The organism is Streptomyces griseosporeus (genome assembly GCF_014656055.1).
Classification (GTDB): domain Bacteria; phylum Actinomycetota; class Actinomycetes; order Streptomycetales; family Streptomycetaceae; genus Streptomyces; species Streptomyces griseosporeus.
In genome coordinates, this window is sequence record NZ_BNBR01000006.1 from 280,660 (window position 1) to 294,424 (window position 13,765).

A 13,765-nucleotide genomic window follows, 5' to 3' on the forward strand; every position below is an offset into this window, starting at 1 on the left:
ATGGGCGAGCCGTTCACAGGACGGAACCCTGGAAGGGAACACATGAACAGTCTCGACTGGGCCGTACTCATCGGCTACTTCGGTGTGATGGTCGTGATCGGCGTCTGGTCCCACAAACGGGTCGACAACGTCAGCGACTTCTTCACCGCCGGCGGGAAGATGCCGTGGTGGCTGTCGGGCATCTCGCACCACATGTCGGGCTACAGCGCGGTGATGTTCACCGGGTACGCGGGCATCGCCTACACCTACGGCGTCACGTCCTTCGTCACCTGGTCGTTCCCCATCGCCCTCGGCATCGCCATCGGGTCGAAGCTGTTCGCGCCCCGCATCAACCGGCTGCGGTCCAAGCTCCACGTGGCCTCCCCGCTGGAGTACCTGAAGAACCGCTACAACCTGCCGACCCAGCAGGCGCTCGCCTGGTCCGGCATGCTGCTGAAGATCGTCGACGTGGGCGCGAAGTGGGCGGCGATCGCCACCCTGCTGTCGGTCTTCACGGGCCTCAGCCTGAACCAGGGCATCCTCATCACCGGCGCGATCACCGCCGTGTACTGCACGATCGGCGGACTGTGGGCGGACGCGCTGACGGAGCTGGGGCAGTTCGTCATCCAGCTCCTCGCCGGGGTCGCCATGTTCGTGGCGGTCGTGATGAAGCTGAACGACAAGGGCCTCGGCATCGTCAGCGCCTGGGACGAGCCCGCCCTCGCCGGCCACGAGAAACCGCTGGTCGGCAACTACGGCACCGTCTTCCTGCTCGCCTTCCTCTTCATCAAGCTGTTCGAGTACAACGGCGGCATGCTCAACCAGGCCCAGCGCTACATGGCCACCGGCAGCGCCCGCGAGGCCGAGCGCTCGGCGCGGCTGTCGGCGGTGCTGTGGCTGGTCTGGCCGCTGGTGCTGTTCTTCCCGATGTGGATGTCGCCGCTGCTGGTCACCTCGCAGAAGCCGGACGGCTCCGACTCCTACGCCCTGATGACCGAACAGCTCCTCCCGCACGGTCTGCTGGGCCTCGTCATCGTCGGGTTCTTCTCCCACACCATGGCGATGTGCTCCTCCGACGCCAACGCGATCGCCGCCGTCTTCACCCGGGACTGCGCGCCGGTGGTGTGGCGGCGGGCGCGGGCGTGGAACGAGCGCAGCGGCCTGATCGCGGCCCGGGTGACGACCGTCGTCTTCCTCGGCCTGTCGATGGCGGCGGCGACGCAGGTCAACTCCCCCGCGTTCAAGGACATCATCACCGTCGTCATCAAGTGGGTGGCCGGTCTGATGGGCCCGATGGCGATCCCGATGATGCTGGGCCTGCTGCGCCCGTTCCGCCGCTCCGGCCCGACCGCGGCACTGATCTCCTGGGCGCTGGGCCTGCTGGCCTTCTGGCTGGTCAACTACCCGATCAGCTGGCAGATCGACGGCGGTGTGCCCCTCCAGTACCAGGTGTCCATCCCGCTGGCGGTCTCCCTCGTCCTCTACATCCTCATCGGCTACCTCAAGCCGGAGGACACCCCGGAGCGGATCGCCCTGATCGAGCGCATCAACGGCGGCGACGACGCGACGGCGGCGGCGATCCCGGCCCCGGCGGGTGCGGTGGAGGACGCGGTGCCCGCGAAGGACTAGCTCAGCCGGCGTCTTACGCCCGCGGATACCGCGCCAGCCACCCCGGGGAGGCCGCCGCCGGTCCGTGCAGGGCAGGACCCTGGGTCATCTCCATGGCGAAGTCGTCGGCGAGTTCCAGGATCGTGGGACGGCCCTCCAGCTCGGCCAGCCAGGCCGGCGGGAGGGCCGTCTCGCCGTGCAGCGCGCCGAGCAACCCGCCGGCGAGCGCGGCGGTCGCGGCCGAGGGGCCGTCCTGGTTGACGGCCAGCCGCAGACCGTGCCGTACGTCCTCGCCGACGAGGGCGCAGTAGACGGCGGCGGCGAGGACCCCGTCGGCGGCGCCGTTCCCGGCGAGCCCGGCCACCCGGGCGGGCGACGGGATGCCCTGCCGCACCGCGCCCAGCGCGTGCTGCAGACCGTCCGACACCGGCTCGTGGCCCGGCCGCTGCGCGAGCAGCGCGAGCGCGTGCTGCACGGCACCGTCGAGGCTCTCGCCGCGGGCCAGCCCGTGCACGACGGCGGCGTACGCACCGGCCGCCAGGCAGGCCACGGGGTGCCCGTGGGTGTGGGTGGCGCACTCCAGCGCGAGCTGGACGACGAGCTGCGGCTCCCAGCCGACGAGCAGCCCGAAGGGCGCGGAACGGGCGACGGCCTCGGGCCCGTCGGCGCCGGGATTCTTCGGCGCGCCGGGCGTGCCCATACGGTCGTCCCCCAGCCCGAGCAGCAGGGCGCGGCTCGGGTCCCGCCGCGCGTACAGCCACTCCTCCCGGGCGAGCCACCCGTCCTCCTTGCGCCGCTCGTCGGGCCCCCAGTCCCGCTGGGTGGCGGCCCACCGCAGGTACGCCCGGTGCAGATCGGTCGGCGGATGCCAGGCCCCGGTGTCCCGCCGCACCTGGGCCCGTATGAGCCCGTCCACGGTGAACAGCGTCAGCTGGGTGAGGTGGGTGACGGCACCGCGCCGCCCGTACGCCGGTACGAGATCCACGACCCCCTCGGCCCCGCACCGCTCCCGGATCTCCTCGACCCCGTCCGCGTCGACCGGCGCCCCGAGCGCGTCCCCCAGGGCCGCCCCCAACAGGGTCCCGCGCACCCGGCTCCGAAAGTCCTGCTGCTCGACCCGCCCCCAGACGGCCCCGGCTGCCCCACCCACCACGACCTCCCGGGAACCGTCCGCATGTACGACGCCAGCACTGTAATCGAACGGGAACGGTCGGTTGAGGGCACCGAAGAAAGGGAGACACCGCCGGAACGGTCAGGAGAGGGCCGCCGGGTCTCCTGCATGCGAGAGCCGGCGGCCGTCGGGTGATGCTCGGTTCAGCCGTACCAGCACAGGCACGGCTCGGTGCCCCAGCCCAGCTGGCTGATGTCGTGCTCGCCCAGAACGCCGGAGAAGGCCTGCACCTCGTCCACGTCACCGTGCAGGTACTCGCCCCACCACCCGTCACCGGTGTGACCCCGGCCGACCTGGAGAGGACCCGAGCTGCGCCAGCCGTCGGGGAGGTCGGCGGTCGAGCCGATCGTGGCATGCCCGTCGAGGTAGAGCGTGATCTTGTCGGTGGCGTCGTCGTACACGACGGCGATCCGGTGCCCCTGTCCCTCGCCGTCGTCGGCCATGGCGGTCTGGGCCACCACGCTCCCGGGAGCGCCCTGCTCGTCCCGCTGCGGCATCACCAGCTGCCAGGCGTGTGCCGACGGCTCGTAGCGCACCTTGAAGGCGTCGGTGTGCTCGCCGGCCTGCGACAGTAGGGTCACCGGGTGCGCCGGTTCGGAGTCCGCCAGCCGCACGACCACGCCGAGGGTGAAGCTGTCCGACGTGTCGACGACGGGACCTTCGGTCGCCGCGTACGCGGACTCGCCGTCGAGCGTCAGATGGCCGTCGCCGACCAGCGCGTAGGGGATCGCGGGGCAGTCCGGGTCGATGTCCGGGATGCAGGAGCCGTCCGGCCCGCGGTGGATCGTCGCGCCCGGCCCCAGCCGCAGGGGGGTCCCGCCGTACAGTTCCGGACTCGTTCCGTCCGCTGCCGTCTCCAGGGACCAGTGGCCCAGCAGCCGGGGCTTGCGGGAGGACAGTTCGGTGGCCTCGCCCGGCACGACCACGCGGTCGTGGACCCGGACGTCTCCCAGCTCACCGTGCCAGCGGTCGTGGTATCCCTGGCCGTCGCGGACGCGGCCGAGCTGGAATGCGCCGGCCGTCGCGGCGGGCGCGGCCTGGGCCTCGGTTCCGGTCTGGTGGCCGTTGACGTACAGCCGTGCCCGGCCGGTCTCGGCGTCGTACACGCCGAGCAGGTGGGCCCATTCGCCGGTCTCCGGTGTCCCGCCGGTCAGCTGGACGCCGCCCACGGTGAACGACCAGGTCGGTACGCCGTCCCGGGCACGCAGGCCGAGCGCGAAGCTCGCGGACTGGCCCGCGTCCTGGCTCGCGACGGTCATGTTCCGGTCGGTCTGGGCGGGGCGGACCCAGGCGCCGACCGCGAAGGTCCTGCGCGGGTCGGCGACGGCGGGGGCGTCCGGGGTGAGGTAGCCGTGGCTGCTGCCGTCCAGCCTCGCCGTGGAGGCGAGGGCGGTGCCCTGGGGCGCCTGGGCGCCGAACGTCACGCCGGAGCCGGCCCGCGCGGCGGTGCCTGTCTCGGCGCCCGCGCTCGTGGAGCCGGCGGGGTCGGCCAGCGTCCAGTGGGCGACGGGGGCGCGACCACGCCGCACGAAGAATTCGTACCTGGACGCGGCACTGCGGTGTCCGGCACGGTCGACGGCCATAACCGTCAGCGTCTGCGGGCCAGTGCGGTCGGGCAGGAAGGAGATGGTGGCGCTGCCACCGAGCCGGTCCGGCCGGGCGGTGCCGTACGGGCCGCCGATGAAGTTGTAGTCATAGGCCACGACGTCGTCGGAGGGTGAGTTCACGGTGAAGTGCCCGTACACACCCACGCCGTCGACCGACCACGCGTCCGGCGGGTAGTCCAGTGCGTCGATCGCCGCCTTCTGCGGTGCCTCGTCGTCGTACACGAACTCGCAGACGGTCCCGTCGCCTTCGGAACTCCACGGCGAGTACGCCGTGCCGTCGAAGGCGCGGACGTGCCACGAGACGACCGTGTTCGCCGGGATGCCGTCGGGCACCTGCCACGGCTGCCGGAACCCCGAGGGCATCCCGGGCATGGTGTGGGTGAGCCGCTGCTCCACCCCGTCAGGGCCCGTCCACCACACCTCGTACTCGCCCTTGACCATGGTGACCTCACCGGGCCGGTCGTCCTCGACGGGGTCGTACAGTGCCGCGCTCAATCGCGGCGCCCCGCCGACGTACGCCTTTTCGTCCCCCGTCCCGCACGCCTTGCTATCCGTCTTCAGGTCGCCGACCAGCGGCTGCTTCGGCGGCAGGTTGTCGACTGCCGCGGCGACGCCGGACGTGCCCGCCACGAACGCCACCGCGGCGCAACCCGCCGCCAGAAGTCTTCCGCGGCCGGATCTCCACCGTCTCACCGTTTCTCCCCTCCCCTGGACCTTCCGGCGGTCCCTGGATCTTGTGAGCCGGTGCAAACTAACAGCGGGCACCGACATCCTCGAAGGCGTTTTCCGGATCAACTGCCCGGCAAGAGAGCCGTTCTGGCTCAATGCCTCCCTCTCCCGCCCCGACGTGCGGTAAATGATCTGCATGACCACCCCCACCACACGCATAGTCCCGCTCGCTGCCGGGCTGTTGACCGGGACGCTCGCTCTCTACATCGGGCTCGTCGCCTTCGGGAACATCACCGACTTTGGGACCAATCAGGCGTTCGTGCAGCATGTTCTGGCCATGGACACCACGTTCAAGGACGACGACCTCATGTGGCGGGCCGTCACCAGTGAGGGGCTGCAGAACGCCGCCTATGTCGCGATCATCGTCTGGGAGACCGTGGCCGCCCTCGTGCTCGTCGCCGGGACCTGGTTCTGGGCGCGGGGTGCCCACGGGAGGGGCCGGCAGTGGGCCACGTACGGGCTGCTCATGCTGATGCTGCTGTTCGGGGCCGGGTTCATCGCGATCGGCGGTGAGTGGTTCGCGATGTGGCAGTCGAAGGACTGGAACGGGCTGGATGCCGCCACCCGGATCTTCCTGATCAGCGGGGTCGTGCTGCTCGTCAATCAGCTGCCCGCGGGTGAGCGCGGGCCGGGCCGGCCGGACTAGCCGACCACCGTCACCGTCGTGCCCGTCGTCGCGAACGCCCACAGGGCCGTGCCGTCGGGCTTGCCCATGCGGATGCCGCCCGTCCTGGTCCCGGAGGCCGGGGCGGGCGGGGAGGCGCCGTCGACGGCGTTGGAGAAGGCTATGGACAGGCCGGACTTGGCCGTGAAGTAGACGATGTGCTCGATCGGCACGCCGTCGGAGCCGGTCGTCGCGTCCCGCCGGACGGAGACCGTGTACGTGCCCGGGTCGGGGCTGACCGTGCCCGGCCAGACGGCGAAGGTGCGGCGCGGGGCGTCGCTCGCGTCGATCAGCCAGACCCGCTTCTGGCCGAGGGAGTAGACGATACGGCGGCCGGTGCCGGAGCCGTCCGGGACCTTGACCGCGGTCGGCGCCGGGTTCGGCCGCGCGGACGGCGACGCCGTTGCCTGTGCGCTCGGACGGGTGGCCACCGCCGTCGGCTTCGGGCCCTGGTCGGCCTGGACCGCCAGGACCGCGACCGCGGCGACCGCACCCACGGTCAGACCGGTGACCCAGGCCCACGAGGGAAGCCGCAGGGCAGGCACGGGCACGCATCTCCTCAGTCTCCGGCCCCGGTACCGGACGGCACCGAGGGTCGGATCATCGTACTGCGCGGTGCCTGCCCGGTGGCCTCGGCCGGGGCCCGGGGCCGTGCGTCAGTCCAGTACCGGCAGGAGTTCCGGCAGGTGCCCGTCGGATGCCGCCGCCGTCCGCTGCCGTTCCTCCGGGACCTCGCCGTAGAGGGTGGTGCGGGGCTTCGCCGGGCGGCCCGCCGCGTCGGCGACCGCGATCAGGTCGCGGACCGACTTGTAGGAGCCGTAGGAGCTGCCCGCCATGCGGGAGATCGTCTCCTCCATCAGCGTCCCGCCGAGGTCGTTCGCGCCGGAGCGGAGCATCTCGGCCGCGCCCTCCGTGCCCAGCTTCACCCAGCTCGTCTGGATGTTCGGGATCCAGGGGTGGAGGAGGAGGCGGGCCATCGCCGTCACCGCGCGGTTGTCGCGGAGCGTCGGGCCCGGACGCGCGATGCCCGCCAGGTAGACCGGCGCGTTCGTGTGCACGAAGGGCAGCGTGACGAACTCCGTGAAGCCGCCCGTGCGCTGCTGGATGCCGGCCAGGGTGCGCAGGTGGCCCAGCCAGTGGCGGGGCTGGTCCACGTGGCCGTACATCATCGTCGAGGAGGAGCGGATGCCCAGCTCGTGCGCGGTCTCGATGACCTCGATCCAGGTGGCCGCGGGCAGTTTGCCCTTGGTCAGGATCCAGCGGACCTCGTCGTCGAGGATCTCCGCTGCCGTGCCCGGGATCGTGTCCAGACCGGCCTCCTTGGCCGCCGTCAGCCACTCCCGGATCGACATCCCGGTGCGGGTGGCGCCGTTGACCACCTCCATCGGGGAGAAGGCATGCACATGCATGCCGGGGACGCGCTCCTTCACCGCCCGGGCGATGTCGAAGTACGCCGTGCCCGGCAGGTCCGGGTGGATGCCGCCCTGCATGCACACCTCGACCGCGCCGACCTCCCACGCCTGCTGGGCGCGGTCGGCGACCTGGTCCAGGGAGAGCGTGTAGGCGTCGGCGTCGGTGCGGCGCTGGGCGAACGCGCAGAAACGGCAGCCCGTGTAGCAGACGTTGGTGAAGTTGATGTTCCGCGTGACGATGTACGTCACGTCGTCGCCGACCGCCGACTTCCGGACGTCGTCGGCCACCCTGCACAGCGCGTCCAGCGCCGGGCCGTCCGCGTGCAGCAGGGCCAGGGCCTCGGCGTCCGTCAGCCTCGTCGGGTCGTCGGCCGCCGTCGCCAGCGCCTGCCGTACGTCCGCGTCGATGCGCTCCGGCGCCATGCCGGGCGCCGCCGCCTCGCGCAGCGCCTCCCAGTCGCCGTACACCTCGTCGAAGTCCGCGCGCCGGTCGCCGCTGCGGCCCTCGGTGTCGATCGCGCTGTGCAGGTCGGTGCGGCCGGACGCCACGAACACCTCCTCCGGCTCCTGCCAGGGGCGGCCCTCGACCACCGCGTCCGGGAGGGCCAGCCCGGTCTCCGGGTCGGCCAGCGCCCGCACGTGCGGCAGCAGCCGCGGGTCCAGCCAGGGCTCGCCGCGCCGCACGAACTCCGGGTAGACACAGAGGCGTTCGCGCAACTCGAAGCCGGCCGCCGCCGAGCGGGCGGCCAGCTCCTCGATCTGCGGCCACGGCCGCTCGGGGTTGACGTGGTCGATGGTCAGCGGGGACACCCCGCCCCAGTCGTCGATGCCCGCGCCGATCAGCCGCTCGTACTCGGCGTCGACCAGGTTCGGCGGGGCCTGGAGGCAGGCGGACGGGCCCATGATGTGCCGGGCCACGGCGACCGTCGCGACCAGCTCGTCGAGTTCCGCGTCCGGCATGCCGCGCATCGCTGTGTCCGGCTTGGCGCGGAAGTTCTGGATGATCAGCTCCTGGATGCCGTGGTAGGCCCGGGAGACCTTGCGCAGGGCGAACAGGGACTCCGCGCGCTCCTCGTACGTCTCCCCGATGCCGATCAGCAGCCCCGAGGTGAAGGGCACGGACGAGCGGCCCGCGTCCTCCAGCACCCGCAGGCGCACGGCCGGTTCCTTGTCCGGGGAGCCGTAGTGCGGGCCGCCCGGCTCCGACCACAGGCGGGTCGCCGTCGTCTCCAGCATCATGCCCATCGACGGCGCCACCGGCTTCAGTCGCTGGAAGTCCGTCCACGACAGCACGCCCGGGTTGAGGTGCGGCAGCAGGCCCGTCTCCTCCAGGATGCGGATCGAGACGGCACGGACGTACGCGATCGTGTCGTCGTAGCCGTGCGCGTCCAGCCACTCGCGCGCCTCCGGCCAGCGGTCCTCCGGCTTGTCGCCGAGCGTGATCAGCGCCTCCTTGCAGCCGAGCGCGGCACCGCGCCGGGCGATGTCCAGCACCTCGTCCGGCGACATGAACATCCCGTGCCCGGCGCGGCGCAGCTTGCCCGGCACGGTCACGAACGTGCAGTAGTGGCACTTGTCCCGGCACAGCCGGGTCAGCGGGATGAAGACACTCTTGGAGTACGTGATCACGCCGGGGCGGCCGGCCTGTGCGAGGCCCGCGTCCCGCACCCGGGCGGCCGACGCGGCCAGGTCCTCCAGGTGCGCGCCGCGCGCCTGGAGCAGCACCGCCGCCTCGGCGACGTCCAGGGCGACGCCGTCCCGGGCCCGTCTGAGGGCGCGACGCAGGGCGTTCTCGGTCGGGCCGGTTCCGGAGGTCGCGGAAGTCGTCATCCTTCGAGCATACGAGCGCACTGATCGTTTCCCGGGGCCGTACCGCCGCCCGACCGGCCGCCGCGTCCGGGACGCGTGTGCCGACCCGCCCGCTCCCGGCCTGTCCGGCATCCGCCTGCCGGTCCGCCGAAAGGCGCCGATTCCCTTCCCTTGCACGGGAGTTCACGGCTCAATACGAGGGTTGCACGCACCACCCCCGCACCACCCTGCCCTGTCCTTGACGACACCTGGGAGACGCAGCATGTGCGAGGACGACCGCGGCCTGGGCCGACGCGCCCTGTTCGTGACGGGGGCCGCCGCAGCGCTTACGTTGGGAAGCGTGAGCTTCGCTGCAGCGGCCGACGGCGACCGGCAGACGAGGACGATCCGCGGCACGCTGCCGCCGGGCGCCCCCGACTTCGTGTACGTGCCCCTCGAAGTACCCTCCGGCGTATGGGAGATCAGGGTCTCCTACACCTACGACCGGCCCGCCGTGCCCGCCGGCACCCCGGGCAACGCCCTCGACATCGGCCTCTTCGACCAGCGCGGCACCGCGCTCGGCGGGGAGGGCTTCCGCGGCTGGTCGGGCGGGGCGCGCACGGAGTTCTTCGTCCGCGCCGACGACGCCACGCCGGGCTATGTGCCGGGCCCGGTGCGGGAGGGCACCTGGCACATCGCGCTCGGCCCGTACACGGTCGCCCCGCAGGGTCTGTCGTACGAGATCACCGTCACGCTCACCCACGGCGACCCCGGCGAGACGCCGGAGCCGGTGTACCCGCCGGAGCGGGCCCGGGGGCGGGGCCGGGCCTGGTACCGCGGGGACTGCCATCTGCACTCCTGGTACTCCGACGGCCGCCGCACCCCCGCCGAGATCGGGGCGCTGGCCCGCGCGGCAGGGCTGGACTTCATCAACAGCTCCGAGCACAACACGCACTCCGCGCACCCGCACTGGGCCGACGTGGCCGGGGACGACCTGCTGGTGATGCTGGGCGAGGAGGTCACCACCCGCAACGGGCACGTCGTCGCGCTCGGCACCGACCCGGGCACCTTCGTCGACTGGCGCTACCGGGCCCGCGACAACCGCTTCGGCCGGTTCGCCCGCCGCATCCGCCAGGCCGGCGGGCTCGTCGTACCGGCCCACCCGCACGCCACCTGTGTCGGCTGCAACTGGAAGTTCGGCTTCGGCGAGGCGGACGCGGTGGAGGTGTGGAACGGGCCGTACACGCCCGACGACGAGGTGGCGCTCGCCGACTGGGACGGCATGCTCGTCGCCTCCGTCCGGGACGGGCGCGACTGGATCCCGGCGATGGGCAACAGCGACGCGCACCGCGACCCGGACACGGTCGGGCATCCGCAGACGGTCGTCCTCGCCGACGACCTGACCCGCGAGGCGATCCAGGAGGGCATCCGGGCGGGCCGCTCCTACGTCGCCGAGTCCTCCCGCGTGTCGCTGTCCTTCACCGCGAGCGGCGGCCGCGGTGAGCACGCCGGGATCGGGGAGCGGCTGGAGACCGGCCGGGACACCCCGGTCACCGTCCGCCTGGAGGTCACCGGGGCCCCGCGCTGCACGGTCCGCCTGGTCACCGACCAGGGCGTCCTGTTCACGTCCGCGCCGCTGCCGGTGTCCGGGACGGGGGTGGTGGAGTGGCGTACGACGCCCTCGTACGCGGCGTACGTCCGCGCCGAGCTGCGGCACGAGACGGCGGCGGGACCGGTGCCGGGGGCGCTGGCCGCGTTCACCAACCCGATCTTCCTGGGGCGCCGGCGGTGAGCCGCGTCAGCCGACGGTGACGGTGTAGACGCGGCGCTCGGGGCGGGGGGTGGGGCTGGCGGTCGGAGTGGGGGTCACGGTCGGAGTGGGGGTCGAAACCGGCGTACGGCCGTCGCAGGGTGCGGCGAAGGTGCAGTGCAGGAGCACAATGCGGGCGCTGCCCGGGCCCGCGGCCTCGAACGTGAAGACGACGGTGTGCGGGGCGCCGTCCATCTCCTCGGTGCCGGGGTCGGTCTCGGTGCGGGAGCCGCCGCCGCGGACCACCGGCGCGGACGGCCCCGGCGCCACCAGGTGCCACTCCTCGCGGGTGGAGGCGTTGGCCTGCACGGCGATCTCGAAGCGGTCGCCGACGTGGGCGGTGATCCGGGCGTCGGCCGGGCCGTAGCGGGCGGGCGCGGCGGGGCCGTCGTCGCATCCCGCGGTGAGCGGCAGGAGGAGTGCGGCGGCGGCCGTGAGCCGGCGGGCCGGGCGCCTCACGGCCGGCGGCCCGCGCCGCGGCTGTCCACCCGCATCCCCATGATCTCGGCGACCGCGGCCAGCCAGCGGGCGCCGTGCCGCTCCCCGTCCGGGGTGGTGGCGGCGCGCGCCGCCGTCTCCAGCCAGTCGCGCAGCACCGCCGACGCGCGCGGCGAGGGCAGCGGCTCCGGCAGGGCGGCCGCGTAGGCCAGGCCGCCGGCCCGGGCGACCTTCGCGACGAAGGCCATCGAGCGGGGCACCACGCCCATCCGGTCCAGGGTCACCGCGGCGGCGACGGCGCCGTCCCCGAACAGGGCGGGGCGGAAGGCGTCCTGGGCGAGGCCGTAGCGGAGCAGGACGCCGACGTCGGTGGCGGCGAGGAGTTCGTCGTCGGTGCGGGAGGCGGAGGGCGGCATGGCGGGCTTCCGGTCGTCTCGTCGTCGTGAGGTCGGGGCAGGCGGAGGGGTCAGCGGACCGTGACGGTGTAGACGAAGAACGCGGGCCGGTCGTCCGGGGTGCCCGTCGCCGTCGGGAAGGGGCTCTCGGAGGGGCCGCCGGGCGTGACGGACGCGCTCGGGTACGGCTTCGCCGACTCGGTGCCGCTGTGGCAGCTCGCCATCGGGCAGTGCAGCAGCCGCACCGTGGCCCTGCCGGGCTTCAGCGCCGTGAAGTCGAAGAACTGGGTGCCGTCACCGGCGCCGGTGAGGTCGCCGCCGCCCTCCTCCTCTTCCCGCTTGCCGCGGTACTTCAGGACGTCGGCGGCGGGCTGCGGCTCGGCCAGGTACCAGTTCTGGCCGAGCGCCGGGTTGGCCGGCACCTTCAGCGTGAACTCGTCGCCCGCGTCCACGGTGATGGCGCGGTCCTGGGTGCCGTACTCGTCGCCGGCGCCCGAGGAGCCGCAGCCGGTCAGCAGGAGGACGCCGGCGGCCGCGGCGGCGGCCAGGGAGGTCGGTGCGGTGCGCATGGTCACGGTGCTCAGCCCTGCTGGATGTAGACGGTGTCGACGTTGCCCTTGTGCGCGGCCGAGTAGCGGTCGTCCGCCGCCGCGCTGAGGTCGCCGCTGATGAACTGGTCCTCGGTGACCCAGGTGGTCGTGCCCCAGGGGTTGTAGATCTGGAGCTTGTCGCCCTCCTGGCCGATGATCATCATGCTGTGGCCGTGCCGGTTGCCGTCCTCGTCGTACCGCTCGATGTTGATCGGGACGGGCTTGCCCTCGGCGACGGACTTCTCGATGTCGGGCAGCACGTTGCGGCGGTCGTCCGCGCCGTCCATGGACTGCTGCTCGTAACTGTCACCGGTGTGCGGGCTCAGGTTCTTGTTCGAAATCTCCTCCTGCCCGTCCTTGTCCATGCCGGACGGGTGCTCGTCCCACCACCAGCCGGAGTTGTCGCCGTCGCCCTGCTCGTGCAGGCGCAGCTGTTCGTCCGTCAGGCGCTTGCGGAAGTGCTCGGGGTCGTCGTCCGTGCCGTCGGGCCCGCCGGTCAGCTCCAGCGCGTACACCGGGTCCACGATGGCGCGCGCGGTGACGGTGGAGGACGGCACGCAGGTCTCGCCGTCCTGGTCCCACAGCTTGCCGTCGAAGTCCTGGTTCTCCTGGCCCGTCTGCGAGGGGTCGTTGCCCGTCGTCACCGGCGCCAGGTGCTCCTGGAGCCACTTGGGGTCCTTGCCGTGGATCTTGCCGCCGAACGTCTCGACCTCGTCGACGGAGTACCCGGAGGCCAGCGCCTTCATCAGGTACGCCTTCTCCTGCGGGGTCTTCGCGTCGTGCAGCAGCTTCTCCATGCGGGCCCGGTCGGCCGGGGACAGCTTCTCCATGGCCTGCCCGGAGCGTTCCAGGTCGTTGGCGCTGAGGATCTCGTTGTACTCGGGGTCGCCGTCGATGTTGCTGGTGTCGGCGAGCATCAGCCGGTCGACGGCGGTCAGCTCGTCGGTGTCCATCTTGCCGGTACGGGCCTCGGCGGCCCACTTGTTGAGGTCGCGGGCGGCGTCGCGCGCGGCGTCGTCGGCGGTCACGGCGGCGTCGTGCCGCAGCTTGACGCCGACCGAGGCGAGGGAGCGGGCCTTCAGCCGCAGCGACTCCTCCTCGTCGTCCTCGTGCAGGTCGTCGAAGAAGCCGTCCTTGCCGCCGAGCATGCCGCGCGCCTCGCTCAGCTTGGCGCGGCCGTCGCCGTCCTTCTTCTGGGCGGCCTGGAGCTGGTCGGAGAAGGTCAGCAGGGCCTTGCCGCCGCCGGTGAACGCCTCGGACATCTCGGCCGCCGCCCGGGCTGCCGCGTTGACCGCATCGGCGGCGAGCACGCTGGTGTCGCCGACCCACACGTCGGGGATGCCCTGCGCGGCGACCTTGGCGACCCGCTCGGACAGTTTCGTGGCGTCGTCGGCCTGGTCCTTGTAGCGCTTGCCGAGCATCTCCAGCGTGGTGGGGTCGCCCTCGGGGGCGGACACGCCGAGCGCGGCGTCGATCGCCTCGATCAGGTCGTTCTTGCTGCCGGCCGAGTCGATGTCGCCGGTCAGCTCGGCCAGCCGCTTGCGGCGGTCGGTGGAGGACTCCGTCATCGGGGT

General features: G+C 72.6%; 11 protein-coding genes. 3 read left to right on the forward strand and 8 right to left on the reverse strand.

Annotated features, from left to right (window positions below):
- Positions 1-42: 42 nt before the first annotated feature.
- Entirely contained in the window at positions 43-1,608 is a 1,566-nt protein-coding gene (locus tag IE308_RS27870; RefSeq protein ID WP_190220033.1) for a sodium:solute symporter family protein, read from the forward strand.
- A gap of 13 nt (positions 1,609-1,621) precedes the next feature.
- On the opposite strand, the gene IE308_RS27875 is transcribed toward IE308_RS27870, so the two are convergent.
- A complete protein-coding gene (locus IE308_RS27875) occupies positions 1,622-2,737 on the reverse strand; it encodes an ADP-ribosylglycohydrolase family protein (protein WP_110628772.1) in 1,116 nt (371 codons plus the stop codon).
- 164 nt (positions 2,738-2,901) lie between these two features.
- Positions 2,902-5,025 (reverse strand): LamG-like jellyroll fold domain-containing protein, encoded by a 2,124-nt coding sequence (locus IE308_RS27880; RefSeq protein WP_229909227.1) that lies wholly within the window; start codon positions 5,023-5,025, stop codon positions 2,902-2,904.
- Positions 5,026-5,230: 205 nt separating this feature from the next.
- Between IE308_RS27880 and IE308_RS27885 the strand changes: the two genes are divergently transcribed.
- Positions 5,231-5,740: a DUF2165 domain-containing protein gene (locus IE308_RS27885; RefSeq protein WP_190220034.1), complete on the forward strand. Its 510-nt coding sequence runs from the start codon at positions 5,231-5,233 to the stop codon at positions 5,738-5,740.
- Here IE308_RS27885 and IE308_RS27890 read toward each other — a convergent pair.
- Both IE308_RS27890 and IE308_RS27895 read right to left on the reverse strand, forming a co-directional pair.
- Positions 5,737-6,309, reverse strand: coding sequence for a hypothetical protein (locus tag IE308_RS27890; RefSeq protein ID WP_110628773.1), 573 nt, complete (start codon positions 6,307-6,309; stop codon positions 5,737-5,739). The genes IE308_RS27885 and IE308_RS27890 overlap by 4 nt on opposite strands.
- A gap of 105 nt (positions 6,310-6,414) precedes the next feature.
- Entirely contained in the window at positions 6,415-9,000 is a 2,586-nt protein-coding gene (locus tag IE308_RS27895; RefSeq protein WP_190220035.1) for a bifunctional FO biosynthesis protein CofGH, read from the reverse strand.
- A 241-nt stretch (positions 9,001-9,241) separates the two neighbouring features.
- On the opposite strand from IE308_RS27895, the gene IE308_RS27900 reads away from it, so the two are divergent.
- Entirely contained in the window at positions 9,242-10,750 is a 1,509-nt protein-coding gene (locus IE308_RS27900; RefSeq protein ID WP_190220036.1) for a CehA/McbA family metallohydrolase, read from the forward strand.
- Positions 10,751-10,756: 6 nt separating this feature from the next.
- Here IE308_RS27900 and IE308_RS27905 read toward each other — a convergent pair whose 3' ends face one another.
- Genes IE308_RS27905 through IE308_RS27920 form a run of 4 tightly spaced genes read right to left on the reverse strand, consistent with a single transcriptional unit; the run spans position 10,757 to position 13,759 of the window.
- Positions 10,757-11,227, reverse strand: a complete 471-nt coding sequence (locus IE308_RS27905) for a protease inhibitor I42 family protein (RefSeq protein WP_190220037.1) — start codon at positions 11,225-11,227, stop codon at positions 10,757-10,759.
- On the reverse strand, positions 11,224-11,622 hold the full coding sequence (locus IE308_RS27910) for a hypothetical protein (protein WP_190220038.1): 399 nt from the start codon (positions 11,620-11,622) through the stop codon (positions 11,224-11,226). Before IE308_RS27910 ends, IE308_RS27905 begins: the two co-directional genes overlap by 4 nt.
- 50 nt (positions 11,623-11,672) lie before the next feature.
- Complete coding sequence (locus IE308_RS27915) at positions 11,673-12,170, reverse strand: protease inhibitor I42 family protein (RefSeq protein WP_190220039.1); 498 nt, start codon at positions 12,168-12,170, stop codon at positions 11,673-11,675.
- An 11-nt stretch (positions 12,171-12,181) separates the two neighbouring features.
- Entirely contained in the window at positions 12,182-13,759 is a 1,578-nt protein-coding gene (locus tag IE308_RS27920; RefSeq protein WP_110628779.1) for a peptidoglycan-binding protein, read from the reverse strand.
- Positions 13,760-13,765: the final 6 nt, after the last annotated feature.

Coding starts and splice junctions, on each gene's coding strand:
- IE308_RS27900 (WP_190220036.1), top strand. CDS start 9,242: ATGTGCGAGGACGACCGCGGCCTGGGCCGACGCGCCCTGTTCGTGACG.
- IE308_RS27920 (WP_110628779.1), bottom strand. CDS start 13,759: ATGACGGAGTCCTCCACCGACCGCCGCAAGCGGCTGGCCGAGCTGACC.
- IE308_RS27885 (WP_190220034.1), top strand. CDS start 5,231: ATGACCACCCCCACCACACGCATAGTCCCGCTCGCTGCCGGGCTGTTG.
- IE308_RS27915 (WP_190220039.1), bottom strand. CDS start 12,170: ATGCGCACCGCACCGACCTCCCTGGCCGCCGCCGCGGCCGCCGGCGTC.
- IE308_RS27895 (WP_190220035.1), bottom strand. CDS start 9,000: ATGACGACTTCCGCGACCTCCGGAACCGGCCCGACCGAGAACGCCCTG.
- IE308_RS27910 (WP_190220038.1), bottom strand. CDS start 11,622: ATGCCGCCCTCCGCCTCCCGCACCGACGACGAACTCCTCGCCGCCACC.
- IE308_RS27870 (WP_190220033.1), top strand. CDS start 43: ATGAACAGTCTCGACTGGGCCGTACTCATCGGCTACTTCGGTGTGATG.